The following is a 22934-nucleotide window of genomic DNA, read 5'->3' on the forward strand; positions in this document are numbered from 1 at the left end:
GGCTCCTGCTCTCTCAGTCCTCGTCCTCGATGACCTCGGCCTTGAGTTTGGCCGGTGGCGCGGTGCCGATCTGAGCGACGCCGTCGGTGTGACGGCCCAGGGCGGCACCGTCGACGGCCTCCAGGCCGCAGGTGTAGACGATGCAGTCCTTGTCCTGATCGGTCGTGTTCAGGTGGACGTGGTAGGTGAAGGTCAGCGTGCGTCCGTCGTCGCTGACCTTGGCCCGGACGGGCGGGAGGCTGCCGCCCGTGGTCTGGTTGATGCGCTTGTACTGGGCGCCCACCGTGCCGTTCCAGCGGAATCCGGTGGGGGCGGTGAAGACGTGCTCGCGTTCCCCCGCGTCGACCGTCTCGCTCCAGTTCGGCGTGCGGACACAGATGTTGATGGTGGCGCCGAGGCCGCCGGGGGCGTCCTCGACCCCGCCCTCCTGCCACACGACGAGGTCCAGCTTCTGCGCGCGGCCCTGTTCGTAGCCCCAGTCGTAGCCGTTGGCGTACTGGTCCTTCTCGCCGCGTGTGCCGTCGCGCGGCGGGTCGGCGTACGGGCGACCGGCGAGGGCGTCGGCGCGTCCCTGGTCCTCTCCCCGTTTGTAGGCCTGCTTCTTCGCTGACTGCACGTCGGTGGTCATCTCCGGGTCCTCCTGGGACTGCGATCGGAAGCGTGCGGTGGAGAGGGAGCCTGGGCGCGGGTCACCTCGGCCCGCGAAGGGCGGGCCGGGAGCGGGCGCCGGATGCGCCGCGTGGTGCACGGAGCGCGGAAAGCCGTAGGGCGGTGTGAGTGAGGCGGAACGCTGAGTGCCGCCTCGGCTCCCGGCAGGGCGTCCCTCGGACGAACGGCACGCACAGGGCCGTCATCTGGGTCCATGGTTAGCCGGTGCCCGCGGGCGGTATGCCGTCGTTCCCCCGTTCGGTGGCGCGGGATCGATTCTGCGTCGCTGGTTCGAGTGGAGCGGAGGCATACGGGGGCGCACGGATGCGGAGCGCGGCGGCCCGCGTGCGGTGCAGTCATCGGTGTCCTGCGGCGGTGTGCCTCGGCCGGAGCCGGGCCACCGCCCGTCCCGGGCGCTCTTCCCTCGTGCGGGTGGAGCGGTCGGTGCGCTGCTCCTGCGGGCGCGGCCCGGCCGGTATGCAGGGGAGGCCGGAGACGGATCGGACACAGGAGACGGACATGCGGGTCACGAGGGTGACAAGGGTGACGAGGGTGCCGAGGGCGCGGAAGGCGACAGCGGCCGCCCAGGCGCCGCTGCGGCGGTTCCGGGCGGTGACGGCGTGACGGCGAAGGCCTCCGCCGACGAGCGGGCGCCCGTTCCCCCGGACGGGCAGGATCCGCTGGTCACCGTGGCCGGGAACGGCACCGCCGGGTTCCGCGGGGACGGGGGGCCGGCGCTGGAAGCTCAACTGGCCTTTCCCGCCGATGTGGCCGTGGGACAGGGGTGTGTCTTCATCGCCGATCACGCCAACCACCGCGTCCGCCGGGTCGACGGCTCCGGTGTGCTCACCACGGTCGCCGGGGACGGGCTGCGGGGCTTCGCCGGGGACGGCGCGGAGGCGGTGCGGGCCCGCCTGGGCTTCCCGGCCGCTCTCGCGGTCGACGCGGACGGGGGCGTGCTCATCGCCGACGAGATGAACCACCGGGTCCGCCGGATCGACTCCTCGGGCGTCATCACCACGGTGGCGGGAGACGGGTGCCGCGGCGGCGACGGCGACGGCGGCCCCGCCGTCCGCGCCCGGCTGGACTCCCCCTGCGCCCTGGCCGTGGACGGCGCGGGGACGCTGTACATCGGCGAAGCGGGTACTCCCCGGCTGCGCAGGGTCGGCGGGGACGGTGTCATCAGCACGGTCGTCGACACATCCGGGCGTGGTGGTGCGACGGACGCGGGCGAGGCGTTCCTGCCCGCGGGTCTCGCGGCCGATGCGTCGGGGCAGCTGTACGTCGCCGACCCGGTGGGCCGCCGGGTGCTGCTGCTGGGCGCGGACGGGACGCTGCGGGTACTGGCGGGGCCGCCGCCCGGGAGCGCCGGCGCGGTGGCGGTCGACTGGGACGCGCCGTGTGCCGTGGCGGTCGACGCCCAGGGGGTCGTCCACGTCGCCGACATGACCGGGCACCGCGTGTGGCGGCTGTCCGGCGGAGTCGCCCGCGTCGTCGCGGGACCGGCCCTGTCGGCGGGCGTGGCTGCCGGCGGGACGGCGGAGACGGCCGCCGACCGCTCGCCGGCCTATCCGTGCGGTCTGGCCGTGGACCCGGCCGGGCGACTGCTCGTGGTGGACAACTTCCACCACCGGATCACGGCCCTGCCCCTGAGCGGCGCTCTTCCCGAGCCCACCGATCCGGAACCGGTCACCGATCCGGAACCGGTCGCTGGTCCGGAGGGGACCACCGACCCGGAACCAGTCACTGACCCGGAAGGGACCACCGACCCGGAACCAGTCACTGACCCGGAAGGGACCACCGACCCGGAACCAGTCACTGACCCGGAGGGGACCACCGACCCGGAACCAGTCACTGACCCGGAAGGGACCACCGACCCGGAACCAGTCACTGACCCGGAAGGGACCACCGATCCGGCACCGTCGGACACGGATCCGGATCCGGATCCGGTCAGGGATCGTGAACCGGACGGCGGGGCCGGAGGCGCTCAGGGCGCGGACCGGGACGCCGCCGCGGCGACGGCCGCGCGGCTGCTGGTACGCCAGGAGGTCGGGGTGGAACTGCCGCGCGGGGGCAGCGAGTTGATCCACGTGCGGGTCTCGTCCGCCGATGTCTGGGCTCCCGGACGGGTGGAACACCGCTTCACCGCTCCGACGGGTCTCTCCTTCGACGGCCGGGTGACGTGCGCGTACTACTACGCCGACGGGTCCGTGGCTGCCGCCGCGGAGCCGACGGCGGCGGTGCGGGAGGGCGGCAGGTCGCTGTCCGTGGTGGACGAACCCCGTCTGAACACGCCCGGCCGTTCGGCGGCCGCCCTCGTGTACACCCTCGGCGTGCGGGCCGCGACGGATGCCGAGCCGGGCCGGTACACCGACGGACGAGCCGTGATCGCGGGCCGGCCGGAAGTACGGCTGAGAGCGAGCGTTCTCGGGGACGACGAGGATTAGGGCGCCGCGAACGCGAGCCGGACGGACCGGGAAGGACGCGTTCGGTCCCTGAGCCGTTCGAGTGCCGTCCGGGGCGGACCGCCCGCCCCGGACGGCTCTTCGCGTTTTCAAACCACCAGTGCGGAAGTAATCGTTTCTCTGCTCCCAGGTCACCCACCCGAACGTCACTCGCTGTGACAGATGGGAGACAGTGGGTTAGCTTTCGAAATGTGTCCACGCCGACCCTTTCGAGGCTCGGGCCCCCGGGCCCCTTCCCGCATGCCCCGCTCACCCATCCACTCGACCGCAAGTGGCTGCACTACGCGTTCCTGTCCCGGTGCGGCCGGCAGGCCCTGATCGCCAACCTGTCCGTTCTGGGGTCCTCCTCCGGCGCGGTCTTCGCGGATCCGGGTGCTCCGGTCACCGGGCGGCGCAGCGGCACCGGCACGGCGGACGAGGGACAGCACATGGCGATCCTCCTCGTCTACGAGGAGGGACACGGCTGGAGTTCGACACAGTTCAACGCCGAACAGCCCGCACTGCCCTGGTCGGCGTTCCGGTTACCGCATCCGCACGGCGAGGCCGGCGCGTTCGCGGTGGCGGCCCGCTCGGGGGCGCCGGCGGCCGATGTGCGGCTGACCCGGACCAGCAGGCCGTGCACCTCGCAGTGCGCCCCCTTCGGCGAGGACGAGCACCTGCGCTGGCAGTCGGAGCCCGGCGTGCTGGGCGAGGGAACCCTGCGGCACGGCGACGGCACGGTCACGGCGACGGAGCTGCTCGGCTACCACGAACGGGTACGCGGCCGGTGGTCCTGGCCCACGCTCGGGGGCTGGGTGTTCGGATTCGTCAACGACCCGTCCGGCCCCGCCGGTGCCGCCCCGCCCTCGGCGGTGGTCTTCACCCTGCTCCAGCCGGCGCGTCCGGCGGACGCGGCCAACGGGTCGGTGATGCTGTGGCACGAGGGGCGGATGGTCCGTCACTTTCCGCGCCGCAATCTGCGGGTCGCGGTCAGCGGCGCGCTGGACCGCGACCGGGTGGTGATGGTGCCGCCGCTGGCGGACGTGCTGGGCACCCCGCCGATGGCCCCGGTGCCCGGCCGGCTGCTGATCACCGCCCGGCTCGGCGAGGACCGTCTCGTCCTCGACTTCCGCTCGCACACGGCCGGGCGGATCGCCAACCCCTCCGAGACGAGCCTGCACCCGTTCAGCGTGCACGAGACCCTCGGCCCGTGCACGGTGGAAGGGCGGGTCGGCGGGCGCCGTATCGGCTTCCGCACCGAGGGCATCGTGGAGTTCGCCGGTGGCGCCCGTGACTGAGACCCTGCCCGCGTTCACCGGTGCCCGGCTGCTGGACGAGACCGTCACCGCCCTGTCCGACCGGGCGCCGGCCGTTCTCGCCGCCGCCGCCGACCAGTTGCACGGCATCCGGCTCGGCCTGCACTTCAACGACGGCAGCCACGCCACGCTCACGGCGCGGCACAGCCGTATCGTCGTACGCCAGGACCGCTGCCCGGATCCGGACGTCGAGGTCGTCTTCGACAACCGGGCGATGGACCTGCTGTTCGACCTCCAGCAGCCACCCGTCGACCAGGTCCTGCCCGACAGCCTCGACATCCGCGGGGCCCAGGAGGAGACCCTCGCCGTGTGGCGGGCCTTCACGCTGCTGTCCCGGCGTGCGGCGGGGCTGCGCAGCATGCAGGAACTCTGGGGCGCCTACCGCGAACAGGCCCCCCGGTTGTGGGGCGGTGCCGCACCGGCCGCCCGGGAACCGGCCGCCGATCCGGTCGACTGGACGGCGCTGGACTTCCTCGCCCGGCGCTCCCCCCAGGACGCGCCCGCACCGCCCGCGCTGATCGGCGACACCACCGTCGGGGCCCCGCGTCTGCTGTGGGACGGACGGGCCAGCACCGACTGGTCGCTGCCGGACACCGTCCGGGACGCGGACCTGATGGAAACCATGCTCCGGTGCCGGGCCCGCACCAACGAGGAGATCGACCGGCTGCTGCCGGACCGCGAGCCGCGCGCCGAGCTGTACGACCTCATGCGTTCCTACCCCGCCCGGCAGGGCAAGGGCCTGCGGCCCACGCTGACCATCGCGGCCTGCGCCGCCTTCGGCGGACGCCCCGACGACGCCGTACGCGCCGCCGCCGCGCTGGAGCTGTTCCACAACGGCTTCCTCGTCCACGACGACATCGCCGACGAGTCCACCCACCGGCGCGGCCTGCCGACCATGCACGAGGAGCACGGCCTGGGTCTGGCCGTCAACGTCGGCGACGGCCTGAACCTGCTCGCCGTCGACGCCGTCCTGTCCAACCTCGAAACGCTCGGTCTGGCCCGCACCCTGGGCCTCATCCACGAAGCCATCCACATGTGCCGCGAGTCCGTCGAGGGCCAGGCCATGGAACTGGGATGGATCCGCCACGACGTGGTGCCCGAGGCCGACGACGCCTACTTCACCATGAGCACGAAGAAGACCGGCTGGTACACCTGCATCAGCCCGTGCCGCATCGGAGCCGTCTGCGCCGGCATCACCGACCCGGCCGTACTGGGCCGCTTCGACGAGGCGTTCCGCCTGATCGGCATCGCCTTCCAGATCCAGGACGACATCCTCAACCTCGTCGGCGAGGAAGCCCTCTACGGCAAGGAGCCCCTCGGAGACCTGCTCGAAGGCAAGCGCACGGTGATGCTGATCCACCTCCTGCGCACCGCGTACGTCCACGAGCGGCCCCGGCTCTTCGACATCCTGCGCCGGCGCCGCACCGACAAGACCCAGCAGCACGCCGAGGAACTCCTGGCCGCCATGCGGCGGCACGGCTCCATCGAATACGCCACCGACCTCGCCGACCGGCTCGCCGCGGAAGGCATCACGCGCTTCGAGGAAGACCTGCGCGTCATCCCCGAGAACGAAGGCAAGGCCGTCCTGCGGCAGATCGCCCACTACGTCACCTCGAGGCCCCTGTGACCACCACCGCACCCCCGCCGCCGTCCGGCCCCGCCGGGACCGGCCCGCTGACCCCGACCGACCACCGGGCCCTCGCCTTCCTCAACCAGAGCAACAGCCGGCTGCGCCGCGGCCTGTGCACCCTGGCCCGGCACGGCGTGGCCCTGCGCCGGCACGCCCCCGAACGCGCCCGCGTCCTGCTCGACACGGTCCGGCCCTGGCCCCTCCACAAGGGAGGCCAGTTCCTCTTCGACCTCATGGAGTGGGAGGACCTCATGGTCGACGGCGACCCACCGCCCCTGATGTCCACCGAGCGGATCGTCTCCGCCTTCTCCCTGCCCGTGCAGTGGCTCGCCGCCACCGCGGAGGCACCGACCGCCGCGACACTGGTCCCCGGCCAGCGCACCGCCGCCGCCCTCGACCTGCCCCTGCGCCTGCTGGCCACCACCGCCCGCGCCGCCTTCCGGGGCGCCGCTCAGGACCTCACGGACCTCCTCGGCCCTCCCGCTCCCCCGGACGAGACCCAGGACGCCGCACACGTCACCGCCACGGACTCCGGTGCCGAGGCCACCGACGACGAACTGCCGCCTCTGGAAGCGGGGTTCTACCTCTACGAGGACATCGTCCTCGGCGCCCTGGTGGTCCTCGGTCCGCTCCTGGCCGACCACGCGCCCGACGGCACGGCGCCTCCCGGCCCGCTCAAGGCATCCGCCGACGGCTCCGACGGCTCCGACGGGCCCGAGGGGCCCGAGGGGCCCGGCGGCCCATGAGCGAGCCCACCCCCCAAGCCCGCCACCGGCGGATCCGCCCACGCGGACACCCCCACCCCCAGAAGGGACATCATGGCCACGCAGACCCAGGCACCCGTTGAGTCGGGAGCCGAGAACAAGCTGTACATCCTTCAGCAGGGCATCGTCGAGGACGCCCCCGGAGGAGTGCCGGCCCACCTCAGCTTCGGCATCCTCAGCACCGTCCCGGACCCGGTGAACCCCGGCGACATCACCTTCACCCTCAAGGCGCCGACCGGCTTCGTCTTCACCAGCTGGCTCTCCTGGGCCTACCACGACGTCAACACCCTCCAGGCGAGGGGCAACCTCCAGACCACCCAGGGCGTCCTCGGCAACGGGGGCCGCACCCTCACCTTCACCCACAACCCGTACCTGTCCACCAACCAGGAGTGCATCGGTTACGGGGCCCAGGTCACCGCCGTCGACGGCGCGACGCCGGGCCGCTACACCGATGGTGAACTCCGCGTGGGAGGCGCCAACCCCGTCAAGCTCAAGGGCCGCGTCCTCGACCCCGACGAGGACTGACCCTCCGTCGGCCGACCGGTCCACCGGTGGCTCCGGCACCTGACCCGGAGCCACCTCCCCTGCCACGCGCGGGCCGCCGGTACGCCGGCGCGTATCGCCGGCCCGCGCGGTGTGCGGGGGGGACGCTCTCCTGGTCAGGAGGGTCAGGAGGGGGTGGCTATCATCGGCTCCCATGAGCCCTCGGAACTCGGTCCTGGAAACGCGCCGCACCCGGCAGCGCATTCTGGACCGCAGTATGGCGATCGCCTCGGTGGAAGGGCTCCAGGGACTGACCATCGGCCGGCTCGCGACCGAGCTGGGGATGAGCAAGGCCGGCGTCCTCGGCCACTTCGGCACGAAGGAGAGCCTCCAACTCGCGGTCGTCGACACCGCGTCGGAGTTGTTCGCCCGGGAGGTGCCGCAGCGGGTGCGGGACGTGCCGCCGGGACTGCCGCAGCTGCGCGCGGTGTGCGAGGCGTGGGTGTCGTACCTGGAGCGGGACGTGCTGCCCGGCGGCTGCTTCTTCACCGCGGCGGCGACGGAGTTCGACGGGCGGGACGGACCCGTGCGCGACGCGGTCGCGGGCATGAACGCGCTGTGGCAGCGCGATCTGCGGCGCCACGTCCGACGCGCGATCGGCGCCGGGGACCTGCCGGCGGACACGGACCCCGACCAACTGATCTACGAACTCGTCGGCATCATGCTGGCCCTCAACCATTTCCTGCAGCTTCAGCACGACCCGCTCGCCCCGTCCCGCGCCCGCCGCGCCCTGCACCGGCTGCTGGGCACCTGACCCGCTGCGTCAACGGTGCGCACGCGACGGCCCCGGACATCCGTCCGGGGCCGTCGCGTGGCGGGAGCCGTCAGCCCGGCAGCAGCGGCGGGGCCTCCTCGATGACGTCGTCCTCCGCGGCGGGGAACGGCGTTCGGAACAGGTGCCGTCCGGAACCGACCTCGACCGTCTCCCCCTCCCGGCCGGGGAGATCGACCAGCGCGGTGGTGTTGGGCGGGACCGTGACGCAGACCCGCAGCTCGCCGTCCTCCCGCGTCCAGGAGACCGCCGCGCGTCCGTAGGGCGTCCGGTGCGCCGCCGAGGCGTGGCTCAGCCGTCCGCCCGGGCGGGGCCGGACCAGCAGCCGCCGGTACCCGGGTGCGGCGGGGGCGAGGCCGGCCACGGTGCGGTGCAGCCAGTCGGCGACCGCGCCGAGGGCGTAGTGGTTGAAGGAGGTCATGTCGCCGGGGTTGACCGATCCGTCGGGCAGCATGCTGTCCCAGCGCTCCCAGATCGTGGTGGCGTCCATGGTGACCGGGTACAGCCAGGACGGGCAGCCCTGTTCGAGCAGCAGCCGGTAGGCGGCGTCGTACTCACCCGCGGCGCACAGCGCGTCGCAGACCAGCGGGGTGCCGACGAAACCGGTGCCGATGCGGAAGCCGCCCGCGCGCACCAGCTCGACCAGTCGCCGGCCCGCACGCCGCCGCTGTTCCTCCTCCGGCAGGAGCGTGAACCGCAGCGCGAGCGCGTAGGCGGTCTGGGAGTCGCTGACCAGGCGGCCCGAGGGGCTGACGTACTCCTGGTGGAAGGCGGCCCGGACCGCCTCCGCGAGCTTGCCGTAGTGGTCCCGGTCCTCGTCCCGGCCCAGCACGGCCGCGGTGTCGGCCAGCAGTTGCGCGGAGAGCGCGTGGTAGGCGGTGGCGACCAGGTGGCCGTCGGTGCGGGCCTCGAACGGACGGTCCGGCGGGGCGGTGGGGTCCAGCCAGTCCCCCAGTTGCAGCCCCTCGTCCCACAGGTGCCGCTCCCCGGTGAGGGCGGCGACGCCGTCGACCCAGGCCTTCATGCTCGCGTACTGGGCCGCCAGCACACCGGTGTCGCCGAACCGCCGGTACATCACCCAGGGCACGATGACGGCGGCGTCGCCCCAGGCGGCGCACGCGAAGCGGGGGAACACCGACTCGAACCCCGGCACCCACAGCGGTGGCCAGCCCTCGGGGCTCTGCTGGAGCGCGAGGTCGGTCAGCCACGAGCGGACCAGACCGGCGCAGTCGTACAGGAAGCTCGCGGTGGGCGCGAAGATCTGGAGGTCGCCGGTCCAGCCGAGGCGCTCGTCGCGCTGCGGGCAGTCGGTGGGGATGTCCAGGAAGTTGCCGCGCATACTCCACACGACGTTCTCGTGCAGCTTGTTCACCAGCGGGTCGGAGCACTCGAACCAGCCGGTGCGCCGCATGTCCGTGTGGCAGACGACGGCCCTGATGTCGCCGGGGGCGATCTCGCCGGGCCAGCCGTCGACCTCCGCGTAGCGGAAGCCGTGGAAGGTGAAGCGGGGCTCCCACTCCTCGGTGCCGCCGCCGCGCAGGGTGTAGGTGTCGGTGGCCTCGGCCAGGCGGAGCGGGCGGGTGCCCAGCTCGCCGTTCTCCAGCACCTCGGCGTGGCGCAGGGTGACGGTCCGCCCGGCTTCGCCGCTCACCCGGATGCGCAGCCGGCCGACGAGGTTCTGGCCGAAGTCGAGGACGGTGCGGCCGGACGGCGAGGTGGTGACCGCCACGGGGTCGACCAGCTCGGTGCGGCGTACCGGCGGTCCGTCCGGCGCGACCAGGCGGCCGAGGTCGTACGGCAGCACGTCCACGCCGCTCCACGCGCTGTCGTCGAAGTGGGGGGCGGACCAGCCGGGCAGCTCGCGCCGGGCGTCGTACCGCTCGCCCTCGTAGATGCCGGAGGAGACGATCGGCCCGTGCGCCGCGCGCCAGTCGCCGCCGCTGCCGAAGGTCGCGGTGCTTCCGTCGGTGTGGCGCACCTCGATCTGCACCAGGGCGGCGAGGCGGTCGCCGTAGCGGTTGCGCGCACCGCCCTCGAAGCCGATCCGGCCGCGGAACCAGCCGTCGGCGAGCAGGACGCCGACGGCGTTGCCGCCGGTTCGGAGCAGGCCGGTGACGTCGAAGGCCTGGTAGCGCAGGCGCTCGGTGTAGTGGGTCCAGCCGGGGGCGAGGACATGGTCCCCGACCCTGGTGCCGTTGATCTCGATCTCGTGGACGCCGTGGGCGGTCGCGTACAGCCGGGCCGACTCCACCGGCGCCCGCAGCCGGAACTCGCCGCGCAGCAGCGGGGGCGGCACCTGGTCGGTGACGTCCTCCTGCCAGGCGGGCGAGACGAACCGCGCCGTCCAGTCGTCCGGCTCGAGCAGGCCGGCCTCCAGGGCGGTCTCCGGGGACCACGGGCTCGGGCCCGTGCCGTCCGGCCCCCAGACCCGTACGCTCACCAGTTTCCGCTGCCGCGAGCGCAGCGGCGCGGCGGGCCAGGGCACGAGGACGGACTCGTCACCGTCACGGCGCCCGGAGACGGTCTCGTCGCCGTCACTGCGCTCCGGGTCGGTCTCGTCACCGTCACCGCGCGTCGAGGCGGTCTCGTCGCCGTGGGCGTCGCGGACCCGGATCTCGTACGCGGACTGCTTCCAGTCCGGACTCTCGGTGGCCACGGTCCAGGACAGTCGGGGGCTGGGCTCGCCGATGCCCAGGGGCTCCCGGTGGTGCTCGATGCGGACCTCGGTGACACGGGTGCCGTGCGGTCCCTCGTGGGGTGCGGTCGTCATGCTTGTCCTTCTGGGTCGTGCTGCCGATCGCCCCGGCCGGAGCGGGCCGGGGCGATGGGATGTCGACGGGCGCCGGCCGGGTACGGCCGGTCGGGCCGGGGCTCAGCGGGTACGGCCGGTCGGCCGGGGCTCAGCGGACGCCCTTGATGGGCTTGAGCGTGAGGGCTCCGATCACCATGCAGACGGCCGCGATGACGAACACCGCCTGGTAGTTCGTGTCTCCGAAGACGGCGAGCAGGGCCGGCACGAGCGCCGGGCCGAGGGACAGCCCCAGGGTGCTGGCGACGGCGAGGATGCCGAGGTCCTTGGCCGCGTCGGCGCCGTTGTCCGGCAGGACGTCGGTGACCAGGGCCAGGTCGACGGCCAGGTACAGGCCGAAGGCGAAGGAGGCCAGGCCGACGCCGGTCAGGAAGACGGCGGAGTTCGTGGAGAAGGCGATGACGAGCATGCCCGCGGCGAAGAGCAGGGAGCCGACGGTGACGAAGGCCTTGCGGCGTCCGCTGCGGTCGGACAGCCAGCCGCCCACGGGGCTGCTCACGAGCTGCGCCATGGTGCCGATCGTGGTGCCGGCGGCGACGACGCCGGTGGCCGCCGTGGCGGACATGCGCAGGTGGTCGGTGAGGAAGTACAGCTGGTACGAGCCGAAGAACGCGTAGCCGATCATGATGAGCAGCCGGCCGAGCCACGCCCAGGCGAAGTCGGGGTGCTTCCTGGGGTTGACCAGGAAGCTCGACGCGAGCTTGCCCAGGGAGCGCGTGTCCCGGTCCGCGGCGCGCAGCCGCCGGTCGGGCAGCCGCAGCGCCAGCGCGCCGACGCAGACCAGGGCGACCAGCGGGGGGATCACGAACATCGCGAGCACGGAGCCGGTCACCAGGCTGGCGATCCACGTGCCGCACATGGTGCCGATCGACTGGCTGACGCCGATGAAGCCGGAGACCTTGCCGCGCTGCTGGGGCGCGATCCGGTCCGCCATCACCGCGTAGAGCGCGGCGAAGACGGCGTTGAACCCGAGCTGGGCCAGGCACCAGCCGAGCACCATGCCGCCCACGGACGGGAGCAGGGCCACCAGCAGGGTGCCGGCGATCCCGGCGAGGGATCCGCCGAGGAGCCAGGGCCGTCGCATGCCGAAGCGCGAGGTGGTGCGGTCGCTGAGCGCCCCGACCACGGGGTTGGCGACGGCCGCGGAGACGGTGCCGAGCAGCAGGACCAGGGAGAGCACGCTCGCCTTGCTCTGCGGAGCGATCTCCTGGGCGCGCAGGGCCAGGGTCACGATGGTGGGGGTGGCGGCCGCCATCATCAGGCCGCCGTAGCCGCAGACGTAGAAGACCAGGAAGCTCAGCGGGGCGGGCGGGACGGCGGGGGCCTGTGCCTCGTCGGCGGAGTCCGGGGACGGGCCGTGGCCGGGAGGGACATCGGACTCGGGAAGTGGGGACGGGGGGATGACCACGGTGTCTCCCTGCCTTCTTCTCTGCTCGTGCACGCCGAGGAGGCCCCCGGGCTCGGGGACCGCTCAGGCATGGCGACGGGATGACGTAGGAACTGCCGGGACATGACCCGGCGACCTACCGAGTAGAAGGTAGGGTTGCGGGTTGAAACGTGTCAATGGCTTGAACCCGAGGTTCCGGGAGGGTTCCCGAGGTTTCCGGAAGGTCGCGCGGCGCGTGGGTCAGCCGCGTGTCATCGCCCTGCGCAGTCCTTCACTGTAGGAGCGGAACGCCTCGGCCAGGTCCGTGGCGTCCGGGTCCTGGAGCCAGAGCGCCTCCAGTCCTTCCATCACCGCGATCGTCTGCTCCACCACCCGGTCGCAGTCGACGTCCTCGCGGACCGTGCCCGCCGCCACGCCCCGCCGCAGGGCGGCGGTCAGTTCCGTACGGATGCGGCGCAGCCGGTCGCGGAAGTACAGGTGGGCCGGGTGCCCGGGATCGAACGCCTCGGCGCCGAGCACATGGGCCAGCTGCACCAGGCCCCTGCGGTTGGTGTTGAGCCGCGCGAGATCGTCCAGGAAGTCCAGGACCTCGATGCCCGCCAACGACTCCAGGGGCCGGCCGAAGGCGCGCAGGTCCTGCTCGTCCCGTTCGGTCAGCACGGCGAGGAGCAGCGCCCGCTTCGAGGGGAAGTGGTGCAGCAGGCCGGCCCGGGTGAGCCCGGCCGCGTCGGCGACGACCTCGAGCGAGGTCCCACGGTAGCCGGTGCGGGCGAAGGCCTCCAGCGCGGCGGCCAGCACCCGGGCCCGGGAGTTTTCGCCGGCCCGGGGCCGATGGCCGTCGTCTCCGGTCCGGGGCCGGAAGCCGTCTTCCCCGGCCCGGGACCGGAAGCCATCCTCCCCGGCCCGGGACCGGAAGCCATCCTCCCCGGCCCGGGACCGGAAGCCATCCTCCCCGGTCGGGGCCTCGGCCGGGCGGGCGTCCGGCCGAGGCCCGGGCCCGGGCCCGGTGGCTCTCCGCGGCCCCCGGGGCGCGGCCGGGGCCTCCGCCGCACCGTGCGCGTCCGCCCGCTCTCCCGCGGCCGCCACCCGCATCCGGTAGGCCCTCCCCTGGCAGGCCCGCGAACAGTAGCGGCGGGGACGGCCCGCCCGGGCCCGGCCGGAGTCCGGCGCGGCACGGAGCTCCTTTCCGCACACGCCACAAGCAGCCATGGTGAGTCCTTTTCGTCACACGATCGTCGGCACGGACAGCTCACACTAAGCCGTGCGGCCGGTTTTCGTCACGCCCATTTCGTCACACGCGCCGACGTGCCCCGGCCCGTGCGGAAAAACACCCGTGCCTTCCGCGTGTGCGGGTGGCGCCGCGGGGCAGACGGCGGAACGGAGGTTGATGACTATGGTTCCCCTGCTTCTGGTTCTGCTGCTGGTCCTGCTTCTTTTCGGTGCCGGGTTCGCCCTCAAGGCACTGTGGTGGATCGCCGTGATCGTCCTGGTGCTCTGGCTCGTCGGCTTCTTCGCCCGCTCCACCGGCGCAGGCGGACAGCGCGGCCGTTGGTACCGCTGGTAGGGCGCCGGCGGGGCGGTCGGGAACGCAGGAAAGGGTGGGGTGCACCGATGGCCGGTGCACCCCACCCCTTGCGTCGTGCCGATGGTGTCGGCACTTCCGCCCGCGTCCCGCCGGTGACGGCGTCAGTCGCCGTCCTCCGTGTCCGGAGCCCCTCCTTGGACCAGGGCCTCCACCACGTCCACGGCGCTGCCGTCGTGGTCGCTGCCGGCGGTTCCGCTGCCGTTCTGGAGGTTCGCGGTCCGGTCGACCTCCAGGACGGAGTCGGCGTGCGAGTTGTCGAGCACGGTGATCAGGCTGTCGGTCGCGCCGGCGGGCTGGGCGCAGCCGAGGAGGGCGAGAGTGAGGCAGGCGGTCGCACTCGTCCGTTTGAGGTTCATACTCCGGCGCCTTCCCGTGCGGTGGGGACGGGGTGGTGACGGGTGATGTTCCTGGCCAGCAGCTCGGTCGACTCCTTCACGCCGATCGCGTCCGCTTCCGCGGCCGGCAGCCGGCCGTCGGCGAGGTGCAGTTCGGCCAGGGCCGTGTCCACCGCCCGGTGCGCCGCGAAGAGGCACGGCGTGCTGTAGATGGCGACGTCGACACCGAGGTCGGCCAGTTCGGTGAGCGAGAGGCGCGGGGACTTGCCGCCGGCGATCTGGTTGAACAGGAGCGGCTTGCCCGCGACGACCTCGCGCACGCGTTGGATCCACTCGACGCTGCGGACTCCGTCGACCAGGACGACGTCGGCGTCCGTGGCGGCCAGGGCCTGGGCCCGGCGCAGGATGTCGTCCTCCTCGGTCGCGTCCGTGCGGGCGACGACGAGGAGGTCCTTGCGGGTGGCCAGGACCAGTTCGAGCTTCTCCAGGTACTCCTCCAGCGGCAGTACCAGCTTGCCGTCGGCGTGTCCGCACCTGCGGGGACGCTTCTGGTCCTCCAGGATCACCCCGGACGCTCCGGCGCGCTCCAGGCTCTGCACCATGTGGCAGGCCACTTCGGGATCGACGTAGCCGTCGTCGATGTCCACGAGCAGATGGTGACGGGGGAACGCGCCGCGCAGTCGCTGGACGAAGGCCAGCATGTCGGGCCAGGCGATGAACCCGATGTCCGGCAGCCCGTAGTAGGAGGCGGCGAAGCCGAAGCCGGAGACGAACATCCCGTCGTAGTGCTCGGCGGCGATCGACGCCGAGTACATGTCGTAGACGCCGATCAGTGGCGTGGTGCCCGGCGCGGTGATCTGCGCCCGCAGTCTGCTTCCGTACGTCATCGTGGGGATCCTTTGCACGCTGAACGGCACACAGGCCGGTGTGAGACTGCCGCGACACGACAGCCTTTGCTCAACGCTGATGATTTCGGGTCCAGCCTTTGAGATGCGCCCCAGGAAAGCTTTACTCACTCCGACGGCGCAGCCCCTTCACCACAGAAACGTCACTGTGCCCGCGGACGCAGGTTGACCCGTCCGCGGACGGCACCGTCGAGCGGCCCGGTACGTCCCGCTGGGGCAAACCCCCCTGCGCACAGGGCCGTTGTCCGGACGGGCGCGCGGCGGGGACGAGCAGGCAGGCGTAGGTGAGGGTGTACCCGGCCGGGACCGGGTGCGCGGTGCCCGTCCCGGCGCCCGGGCCGGTCCGGACCGCCGGTGCGGCGACCTGAGCGACGGTGACGTCGAGCGGCTGCGCCCGCCGGAGATCCGTCACAAGCTCCCTGGTCCGCCGCTCACGGCAGCAGGGCCGCGGCGAGTTCGCGGGGCCGGGCGGCGAAGGGGCTGTGGCCGCCCGGGAGGGTGCGTACGGTGAACGGGTTGCCGGGCACGGCCCGGTCGGCTTCCGCGATCATCAGGTCCTGCACGGCCGGCGGCAGCGCCCGGTCGTCCGCGCAGCGCAGGAAGGTCCGCGGTATCCGGCCCCACCGCGGGGCGGTCACGGGGACCGGGGTGGCCGGGATCGACAGCGGCAGATCGGTGCTCAGGGCCGAGCGCCGGTGGTCGAAGCGGTCCGGCGGGATGTCGTGGTAGTAGGTCTGCCGCAGTTCCTCGACGTAGGCGGGATCCGGCGAGAGCGGGTTGATCCGTACGGCGCCCAGCTCCGCGGGGTCGCCGAGGGTGAGGCTCTGTCCCCGTGCCGTGGCGTTCTCGGGCGAGCCGAGGTAGTCGGAGAACCGCGGCCGTCCGGCGGGGACGAAGGCCGACAGGTAGACGAGGGCGTCGACGAGCTGGGGCGCGCGCTCGGCGGCCAGTGACGCGGGGCCGCCTCCCGCGCTGTGCGCGACGAGCACCACACGGCGGTGGTGGCGGCGGACCTGGCGCAGCGTGTCGAGCACGGTCTCGGCGCTGTCGTCCATCGTCACGGTGGCGAGCGGGGTCTTCTCCGTCAGCAGGCCCGGCTGTCCGGGCAGGAGGTATCCGCTGGGCAGCGGAGCGTCGAGGCCGTGTCCCGGCAGGTCGACGGCCACGCTCGCGGCGCCGAGTGCGGCGAGTGCGCGTTGTGTCGCCGCCCACTGCCCGGAGCCGTGCCAGGCGCCGTGCACGAGGACGAAGACGGTGTCGGTGGCGGAAGGGTCGGTCATGCCTGCATTCCACGTGACCCGGCCCCCGCCCTCCAGGGGAAGATCTGGCAAGCTGGCCCACGATACCCACGGGATATGGCCGGGAGGCCGGCATGGAGGCGCGGCACCTGCGGTACGCACTGGCCCTCGCCGAGCACGAGCACTTCGGCCGGGCGGCGGGTGCCCTGGGTATCGCGCAGCCTCCGCTGTCCAAGCAGATCGCCGACCTCGAACGCGAGGTGGGCGCCCGGCTGTTCGACCGCACCCGTCAGGGGGTGTTCCCGACGGCGGCGGGCGCGGCCTTCCTCGCCCGGGCGCGCAGGGCGCTCGACGAGATGACGGCGGCCTCGGTGGACGCGGCCCGGGTGAGACGGGCCGACTGCGCCTGGGCTTCGTCGCCTCGGCACTGCTCGACCCCCTGCCGGACGTCGTCGGCCGGTTCGGCCGCGAACGGCCCGACGTGCGGGTGGAGTTGCACGAGATGGCCACCAGCCGCAGCACCGCCGCCCTGGTCACCGGTGAGCTCGACGTGGCGGTCACCCTGGGCCGGCCACGGGGTGCCGGGGCCGAGAACCTGGTGTCGGTCCCGATCGGACACGACCACCTGGTCGCGGTGGTGAGCACCACGCACCCCTACGCGGGCCGGCCGTCGGTGAGCGTGGACCAACTGCGGCAGCAGCCGCTGATCGTGACGTCCGGCGAGGACGAGCCCACCGTCCTCACCGGGCTGCGCACCCTGCTGGGCAAGGACTCCCCCGCCCTCTCGGGCGCGGCCGTCGCGCGGGACGTCCACACGATCATCGGCCTCGCCGCCTGTGGCGTGGGCGTCGGTCTGGGGCCCTCCCGCATGCTGTCGGCCCCGCGTCCGGGCACCTGGTTCTGCGAGGTGACCCCGCGCACGCCCCTGCCCGATCTGGTGCTGTCCTTCACCGCCCTGGACCGCTCCCCGGTACTGAACGCCTTCCTCGACACCGTCCGCGCGAACTGCCCCGACGTCGGTGCCGCACTCGACCTCCGGCTCCTCGACCGCTGACCGTGTCGGTCACCCCGGTGACCGCGGCGGCGGTGTCACTGTCACCGCCGGCGTCGATCGCCGCGCGAAGAGCGTGCTCGAAGCCGGTCGTGCTGCGCAGCGCCCGGACCCGGGCAGGCTGTCGGCCGCCTCCTGGCGGGACGTCCGCCAGGCCCGGGGCGGTGGACGCGGCGCGTCCGGTGCCGCCCCGGCAACCGCGGTCAGTCGTCGTCCGCCGGGGTGAGGACGTGCAGGGGGTCCGACACGTGGGCGGCGGTGGTTCCGGTCAGCATGCGGCGGGCGGCCGGCAGCGGAACGCGGACGACGAGCGGGTGGCTGAGGACGACGTCGCGGGTGGCGGTGTTGCGGCCCCGGGGCCGTATCCCTTGCGTGAGGCGGTTGTGGATGTCCGCGACGACACGGAACTCGGCGGTGAACTGGACCAGCACCGACTCCGTCTTGGGTTTGCTCAGCGGCACGGTTCCCGACGCGTGTCCGGCGAGTGTGGAGAGGTCCGAAGCCTGGGCTCCGGTCAGGACGGCGTCGGTCATCCGGCCGGGGTCGGTGAGCAGGGGACCCGCGCCGCCGTAGCCGCGGGCGCCGCGTCCGTGGTCCGTGCCGGTGTGCAGGTCGGTGGCGGCCGCGCGGCCGTCCTCGGGACCGCTCTGGGCCACGGTCTCGAAGATCGCGGTGTCGCTGCGTCCCAGCACACGGCCGTCGCGCAGCCGGGCGTGCAGGGAGCAGTCGAGGTCCTGGCCCTCGAGACCGGAGTGGTGGTTGACGGGGAGCCGGCAGCCCGCCGACACCAGCAGGGGCAGGGCGGCCATGAGCCACTCGGTGGAGACGGACTCCGACTGGACGTAGGCCGCGTGGCTGAGGGCCGCCGGATCGAACCGTTCGCTGCCGCCGGCGTCGCGGACCGCGCCGCCGATGGCCGTGCGCAGTTGGCCGGCCCCCCGGAAGCCGTTCACCTGGACCTCCAGCGGCAGCGTCGCGCCGCGGCCGCGCCAGGTCCGCAGGTCGGCGGGCGAGGTGGCCGTCGTACGCCGCAGACCGGTGCCCGCGCCGGGGGCCGTGACCGGCCGCAGCCGGGAGAGGGCTTCCATGTCCTTCTCCAGCGCGCGGTAGACGAGGCTGCTGTCGCCGATCTCGGCGCGGGCGACCCGCCCGTCGGAGGAGAACAGCGCCAGTTCAGCCGTGATCGGCACCCTCATCCGCACGGCGGGCGCGCTCGCGTCGATGATGGTGCGGATACCGACCTGGGTGCGTGAGGTCTCCCCGGTCCTGCGCGCCGCCGAGGTGAGGGCGCCGCCGCCCAGGGTGCCCGCGCTGCTGTCGACGGCGCCACTGTCCGGTTCCCCCGTCCCCGCCACCGTGGCGCCCCCGCCGAGCGTGCGGCCCCGTGCCGCGTTCTGGGTGCGGTCCATGACGGCGACGGTGGCGAACTCCATGTCGCGGTCCCCGTCGGTGCGTCCGGCCGGGCGGGCGTCACCGGTGCGCCGAATGCTCAGGACGGCCCGGTAGCGCTGCACGCGGTTGCGGAAGAGCTCGACCGCGACACCGCCGTCCATGGCTCCCGACAGCAGGCCGACGGCGCCGTCCCGGTCGAGGATCCGCAGGAGTCTCTGCACGTTGCGGTAGGGGTCGTCCAGCTGGCGTTCGGGCAGCAGTGCCGCGGCGAGGCCGGCGTCACGGATGTTCCCGCGCAGGTCGCGCAGGAGGGGGACGAGGTCGGGCATGTCCTCGATCAGGCCGAATCCGAGCGGCAGGTCACGGGCGAGGGCGGGCGGCAGCGGGGGCGTCCGCGGGCGGTCCTCGGCCGTGTCGCCGGCCGCCGCCCGGTCCGTGCCCGGCGGGGCGGGGTCCTGTGTGCCGGTGGTCGCCGCCGGTGCGTGGCCCGGCGCGGGCACGGCCGCCGTGTCCTGGGGCGGGCGGGTCTGCTCCCGGCCGGTGTCCTGCGGCCGTTCCCCGTCGTGGGCCCGCGGTGGCCGCAGTCCCGCCGCGGCGAGCTGGTCCTCGCTCAGCCACAGGCCGACCGCGCCGGGCACCGTCTGTTCGGCGGCGGACACGCCCTGGCTCGCCGGTCCGGAGGACACCTCGGCCACCATGCGCACCAGCAGGTCGCACTGGACCAGGTAGAAGGGGCGTCCTCTGGGGACCACGGCGTTGCGCTCGACGGTACCGGTGAGGGAGAGGCCCTGCGCGGTGCCGCGCTGGGTGGCCCTGCTGCCCGACAGGCCTTCGCCCACCTGCCAGTGGTCGCCCTGTTCCCGTCCGGAGCCGCCGTATCCGACGGAGTGGGTGACGGTGCGTGACTTCTGGCCGGTGGCCTGGTGTCCGCCCAGGGACATGTTCTCGGTGCCGGGTCCCGTCCCGGTGGTGACGACACGGGGCCGGGTGAGCGCGAAACGCGCGCCGACCGCGCCGGTGAGGGACTTGACCCTGCGGGGGTAGCGCAGGTTGTCGACGACCCAGCCGGTCCCGACGGCCTGCCGGAGCGCCGCGGTGACGGACTGCGGGCTGAGCTGGGTGTCGATGGCCTGCTGCGGGGCGAGTCCCTCGGTGGCGAACACGTCGTCCGCCCGGCCGGGCGTGTTGCGGACGGCGGCCTGGGACAGCAGCCGGTAGGCCAGGGCGCGCACGGCGCGGCCGTCGCCGACCGTCTCGACGAAGGACCAGTCGCGTACCTGCGGGCCGCTCACCTGGAGGGGGCCGCCGGTGAGCGCGCCGATGCCGGCCACGTCGACCGGCCGGGGCATCCGGCGCAGTTCGGCGGCCCTGGCCCGCAGCCGTCCGCCCTCGGCTCCGCCCACGGTGAAGCCGGTGGGGGTGGTGAGCCGTACGTCCTGGCCCGCCAGGTGCAGCGGGTCGCCGGCGGCCGCGCCGGAGGATGAGGCGATCTCCTCGACCTCCGGCTCGTGGCGTCCCGGTCTGCCGGGGGTGAGGGTGCGCATCGCCTTGCGCTCCCGGGTGACCTTGGTGACCCTGACCCCGAGATCGAGGGTGGCGCCGAACGAACTGCGGTCCGGGGAGCCGCTGTTGAGCGAGTCGCCGCGGACGGCCGGGCCGGCCTGCGCCGACCGGCCGGAGTGCAGCACGCTCTCCGCGGTCAGTCCGCCGGAGACCTTGCCGGGGACGATCTGCATCTGGAGCGCGAACCGGGTGCCGATGTCGCGCGAGCTGGACTGTCCCGTCTGCGAGCTGCTGCCCACGCCGGAGCTGCTGCGCACCAGCCAGTCCTTGGTCTCGCCCAGATAGGCGATCGGGCCGAGTCTGCCGGTCACGAGGACCTGGACGTCGTGGGCGTGCCCCAGGGTCTTGCGGCGCAGCCGGACGGGGATGCCGGTGGACAGCAACTGGTCCTTGTTGGCGCGGATGTTGGTCTGGGACAGCAGGGCCACCAGGGTGCGGTAGTTGGTGCGCTGCTGCTCGGCCTCCTCCGCGGACGGCCGCGAGGTGTCCTGGCGGTGGGGTGCGGGGCCGGACGGCGGGGCTGCCGCGGCGAGGAACTCCGCGGGGAGGTAGCCGTCCAGTCGGGGGTCGGTGGCGAACAGCCGCTCCACGGCGGCGATCAGCGGCGCGGAGTCGAAGCGGCCGAGGGCGACGCTCGATCCCATGCCCGCGAACGGCAGTTCCCGCTCGGGCAGTTTCCGGCCGTCCTCGCCGACGGTGGTGTACAGGTCGCCGCCGGTGACGCCCTCGGGCAGGGGCAGTCCGAGCGAGTGCGCCTCCTCCGCGCGCAGGCTGAGCAGCACGTCGATGTCGTGTGCGGCGGTGCGGGCGACCCGTCGCGGGGTCGCGGGGCCGTCTCCGGTGCCCTCGACCGTCAGCCGGACGGTGCTGCGGTACAGCACCTTCTGGCCGCGCACCTCGGCTCCCTGGCGGGTGGTCGCGGCCTGCTCGGCCTTGACGGTGCGGCTGCGCGCGACCCCGGGCAGGGTGACCTGCGACAGCCGCAGGGCCGGTCCCGCGCCGGGGGCTCCCACGGCCAGGGAGGGGCCGGCGCCCAGCCGGGCGCTGCCGCCCTCGCGGGTGGTGCCGGAGACGCTGTGCGCGACCTGCTGGTGGGTGCGCAGCTGGGTCTTGCCGATGCTCCAGGCCGGTGCCATGGAGACGATGTCCGCGCGCATCCGGTACGTGCCCCGGACGGTGCCGTCGAGGGAGGTGAGGTCCTCCCCCGTGACCCAGCCGGCCAGCAGCCGGGGCAGGTCCTCCGTGACCGTCGTCGCGGACGTGGCCTCGTACAGGTACGGGCGGCCGGGGGCGCCCAGTTCCGTCAGCCGGGGGTGCAGCACGGAGGCGACGCTGTCGTAGAGCCCGCCTCCGCCGCCGTGGGGTTCGCCGGCGTCCGTGACCGCGAGCGGGGCCATGGAGTCGGCGAGCGCCGTCCCGTGTGCCGTGGCGGGCGGCAGGCGGGCCGCGTGGTCGGGGGTGGTGGTGCCGCGGGGTACGAGGTGCTCGCGCGGCACCCGCATCGTGAGGGTGCCGGGCCCGCTCACCGGGGCGGGGGCGGGGCTGCGGGTGCGGTCGCCGCGGGTGATGCGCACGTGGAACCGCACGTGGCGCAGCGCCTCGACGGATCCGCCGTCGCTGCGCAGGGTCCGGGGCTCGGAGACGGTGGTGGCGCTGTGCGTCTCGGTGGAGGAGGTGAGGCCGACGTCTCCGGCGAGGGCCGCGCCCGCCCAGACTCCGGGCTGTACCGGTGCGAGGACCGAACCGGAGCCGCGCAGGCCCTTGTTGGCCGTGTGGCGGGTGCCGCTGTTCCCACTGCCTGCGGAGTTGCGCAGGCTGTCCACCTTGATGTCGGCGCCCTCCGCCTCCGCGTCCCGGTCGGCCGCGCTCATCCGCGCGGCGCGCGCGTCGACGACCTGCTGCGGGGCGCCGGCGGCCAGGAACGTGCCGGGCGCGTCGGTGGTGTCGGGGGCGATGAAGACCGTGACGTCGTAGAGGCCGCTGCGGGTCCTCACGACGAACGAGCGGCCCCGTCCGAAGAACGTCTCGGGCCGGGTGGCGAGTTCGCCGGCGATGCGGTCGGCCTCACCGGAGGGGCCGGCGACCCGGACCACCTCGTCCCGCACGAAGCCGTGGCCGGTGAGGCCGTGCACGAAGGACAGGCCGCCGGCCTGGAGCTGCGTCAGGTAGGGCGGCAGGACGAGGTCGTACTCGGCGGCTTCGTCGACGGTGTCGAGACGTGGTGCCCGGGCCGCGGGGCGAGGAGCGGCGGTCGTGCCGGGGTGCCGGTTCCGGCCGTTCACCATCCGCCCGGCCGCCGTGTTGCCCGCCGTCTGCTGGAGCCTCAGCATCGCCTGCGGATCGGTCGGTGCCGTGGCCGGCAGACCGGTCCGTCCGGTTTCCGGGACGGCGACCGGGGGCGTGGGCGGTCGCAGTGTGGCGGTGGCCCTGCCCCGGCCGGTCTCCTGTGTTTCCCCTCGCTGAGCGCGCACGCACACCTCTCCCCTGTGGTCGGCGGAACGGCCGGTCGGTGGTGTGCGGGCACCCGGCGGGGGGCCCGCCGCGGGTGATCA

15 protein-coding genes and 2 pseudogenes are annotated in these 22934 nt (G+C 73.7%); 8 read left to right on the forward strand and 9 right to left on the reverse strand.

Annotated elements, in window-relative coordinates; translation table 11 throughout:
* Nucleotides 1-13: 13 nt before the first annotated feature.
* Nucleotides 14-628 (reverse strand): hypothetical protein, encoded by a 615-nt coding sequence (locus tag ACFYWQ_RS36150; RefSeq protein ID WP_389522638.1) that lies wholly within the window; start codon nt 626-628, stop codon nt 14-16.
* A 640-nt stretch (nt 629-1268) separates the two neighbouring features.
* Between ACFYWQ_RS36150 and ACFYWQ_RS36155 the strand changes: the two genes are divergently transcribed.
* The 6 genes from ACFYWQ_RS36155 (at nt 1269) to ACFYWQ_RS36180 (ending at nt 8099) form a co-directional block, all read left to right on the forward strand.
* Nucleotides 1269-3095: a serine/threonine protein kinase gene (locus ACFYWQ_RS36155; protein ID WP_389522640.1), complete on the forward strand. Its 1827-nt coding sequence runs from the start codon at nt 1269-1271 to the stop codon at nt 3093-3095.
* Between the two features lie 209 nt (nt 3096-3304).
* The gene (locus tag ACFYWQ_RS36160; RefSeq protein WP_389522642.1) at nt 3305-4390 is read left to right on the forward strand and encodes a hypothetical protein; all 1086 of its coding nucleotides are present in this window, start codon (nt 3305-3307) and stop codon (nt 4388-4390) included.
* Nucleotides 4383-6035 carry a polyprenyl synthetase family protein gene (locus tag ACFYWQ_RS36165; RefSeq protein ID WP_389522644.1) on the forward strand — a complete coding sequence of 551 codons (1653 nt, stop codon included), beginning with the start codon at nt 4383-4385 and terminating at the stop codon, nt 6033-6035. Before ACFYWQ_RS36160 ends, ACFYWQ_RS36165 begins: the two co-directional genes overlap by 8 nt.
* Nucleotides 6032-6784, forward strand: a complete 753-nt coding sequence (locus tag ACFYWQ_RS36170) for a hypothetical protein (protein ID WP_389522646.1) — start codon at nt 6032-6034, stop codon at nt 6782-6784. Before ACFYWQ_RS36165 ends, ACFYWQ_RS36170 begins: the two co-directional genes overlap by 4 nt.
* A 72-nt stretch (nt 6785-6856) precedes the next feature.
* On the forward strand, nt 6857-7327 hold the full coding sequence (locus tag ACFYWQ_RS36175; protein ID WP_389522647.1) for a hypothetical protein: 471 nt from the start codon (nt 6857-6859) through the stop codon (nt 7325-7327).
* A 172-nt stretch (nt 7328-7499) separates the two neighbouring features.
* Entirely contained in the window at nt 7500-8099 is a 600-nt protein-coding gene (locus ACFYWQ_RS36180; protein ID WP_389522649.1) for a TetR/AcrR family transcriptional regulator, read from the forward strand.
* 70 nt (nt 8100-8169) lie between these two features.
* Here ACFYWQ_RS36180 and ACFYWQ_RS36185 read toward each other — a convergent pair whose 3' ends face one another.
* The 3 genes from ACFYWQ_RS36185 to ACFYWQ_RS36195 form a co-directional block, all read right to left on the reverse strand.
* Entirely contained in the window at nt 8170-10887 is a 2718-nt protein-coding gene (locus tag ACFYWQ_RS36185; protein WP_389522651.1) for a glycoside hydrolase family 78 protein, read from the reverse strand.
* A 130-nt stretch (nt 10888-11017) separates the two neighbouring features.
* On the reverse strand, nt 11018-12334 hold the full coding sequence (locus ACFYWQ_RS36190; protein WP_389522653.1) for an MFS transporter: 1317 nt from the start codon (nt 12332-12334) through the stop codon (nt 11018-11020).
* 219 nt (nt 12335-12553) lie between these two features.
* Nucleotides 12554-13111: a TetR/AcrR family transcriptional regulator gene (locus ACFYWQ_RS36195; protein WP_389522655.1), complete on the reverse strand. Its 558-nt coding sequence runs from the start codon at nt 13109-13111 to the stop codon at nt 12554-12556.
* Between the two features lie 595 nt (nt 13112-13706).
* Here ACFYWQ_RS36195 and ACFYWQ_RS36200 point away from each other — a divergent pair.
* Complete coding sequence (locus ACFYWQ_RS36200; protein WP_389522747.1) at nt 13707-13877, forward strand: DUF5670 family protein; 171 nt, start codon at nt 13707-13709, stop codon at nt 13875-13877.
* A gap of 122 nt (nt 13878-13999) precedes the next feature.
* Here ACFYWQ_RS36200 and ACFYWQ_RS36205 read toward each other — a convergent pair whose 3' ends face one another.
* From ACFYWQ_RS36205 to ACFYWQ_RS36215, 3 genes are all read right to left on the reverse strand, one after another.
* On the reverse strand, nt 14000-14254 hold the full coding sequence (locus ACFYWQ_RS36205; protein ID WP_389522657.1) for a hypothetical protein: 255 nt from the start codon (nt 14252-14254) through the stop codon (nt 14000-14002).
* Nucleotides 14251-15120, reverse strand: a complete 870-nt coding sequence (locus ACFYWQ_RS36210; RefSeq protein ID WP_389522659.1) for an oxaloacetate decarboxylase — start codon at nt 15118-15120, stop codon at nt 14251-14253. The genes ACFYWQ_RS36205 and ACFYWQ_RS36210 overlap by 4 nt, the downstream gene beginning before the upstream one ends.
* Nucleotides 15121-15569: 449 nt before the next feature.
* Nucleotides 15570-16418: an alpha/beta fold hydrolase gene (locus ACFYWQ_RS36215; RefSeq protein WP_389522661.1), complete on the reverse strand. Its 849-nt coding sequence runs from the start codon at nt 16416-16418 to the stop codon at nt 15570-15572.
* 92 nt (nt 16419-16510) lie between these two features.
* Here ACFYWQ_RS36215 and ACFYWQ_RS36220 point away from each other — a divergent pair.
* Nucleotides 16511-17430: pseudogene (locus tag ACFYWQ_RS36220) on the forward strand (LysR family transcriptional regulator).
* A gap of 13 nt (nt 17431-17443) precedes the next feature.
* On the opposite strand, the pseudogene ACFYWQ_RS36225 reads toward ACFYWQ_RS36220, so the two are convergent.
* Together ACFYWQ_RS36225 and ACFYWQ_RS36230 are read right to left on the reverse strand one after the other, a co-directional pair.
* A pseudogene (locus ACFYWQ_RS36225) lies at nt 17444-17539 on the reverse strand (ADP-ribosylglycohydrolase family protein); the annotation flags it as partial.
* Between the two features lie 91 nt (nt 17540-17630).
* On the reverse strand, nt 17631-22853 hold the full coding sequence (locus ACFYWQ_RS36230; protein WP_389522662.1) for a hypothetical protein: 5223 nt from the start codon (nt 22851-22853) through the stop codon (nt 17631-17633).
* Between the last annotated feature and the right edge of the window lie 81 nt (nt 22854-22934).

It is taken from the genome of Streptomyces sp. NPDC003247 (assembly GCF_042888135.1).
GTDB lineage: Bacteria > Actinomycetota > Actinomycetes > Streptomycetales > Streptomycetaceae > Streptomyces.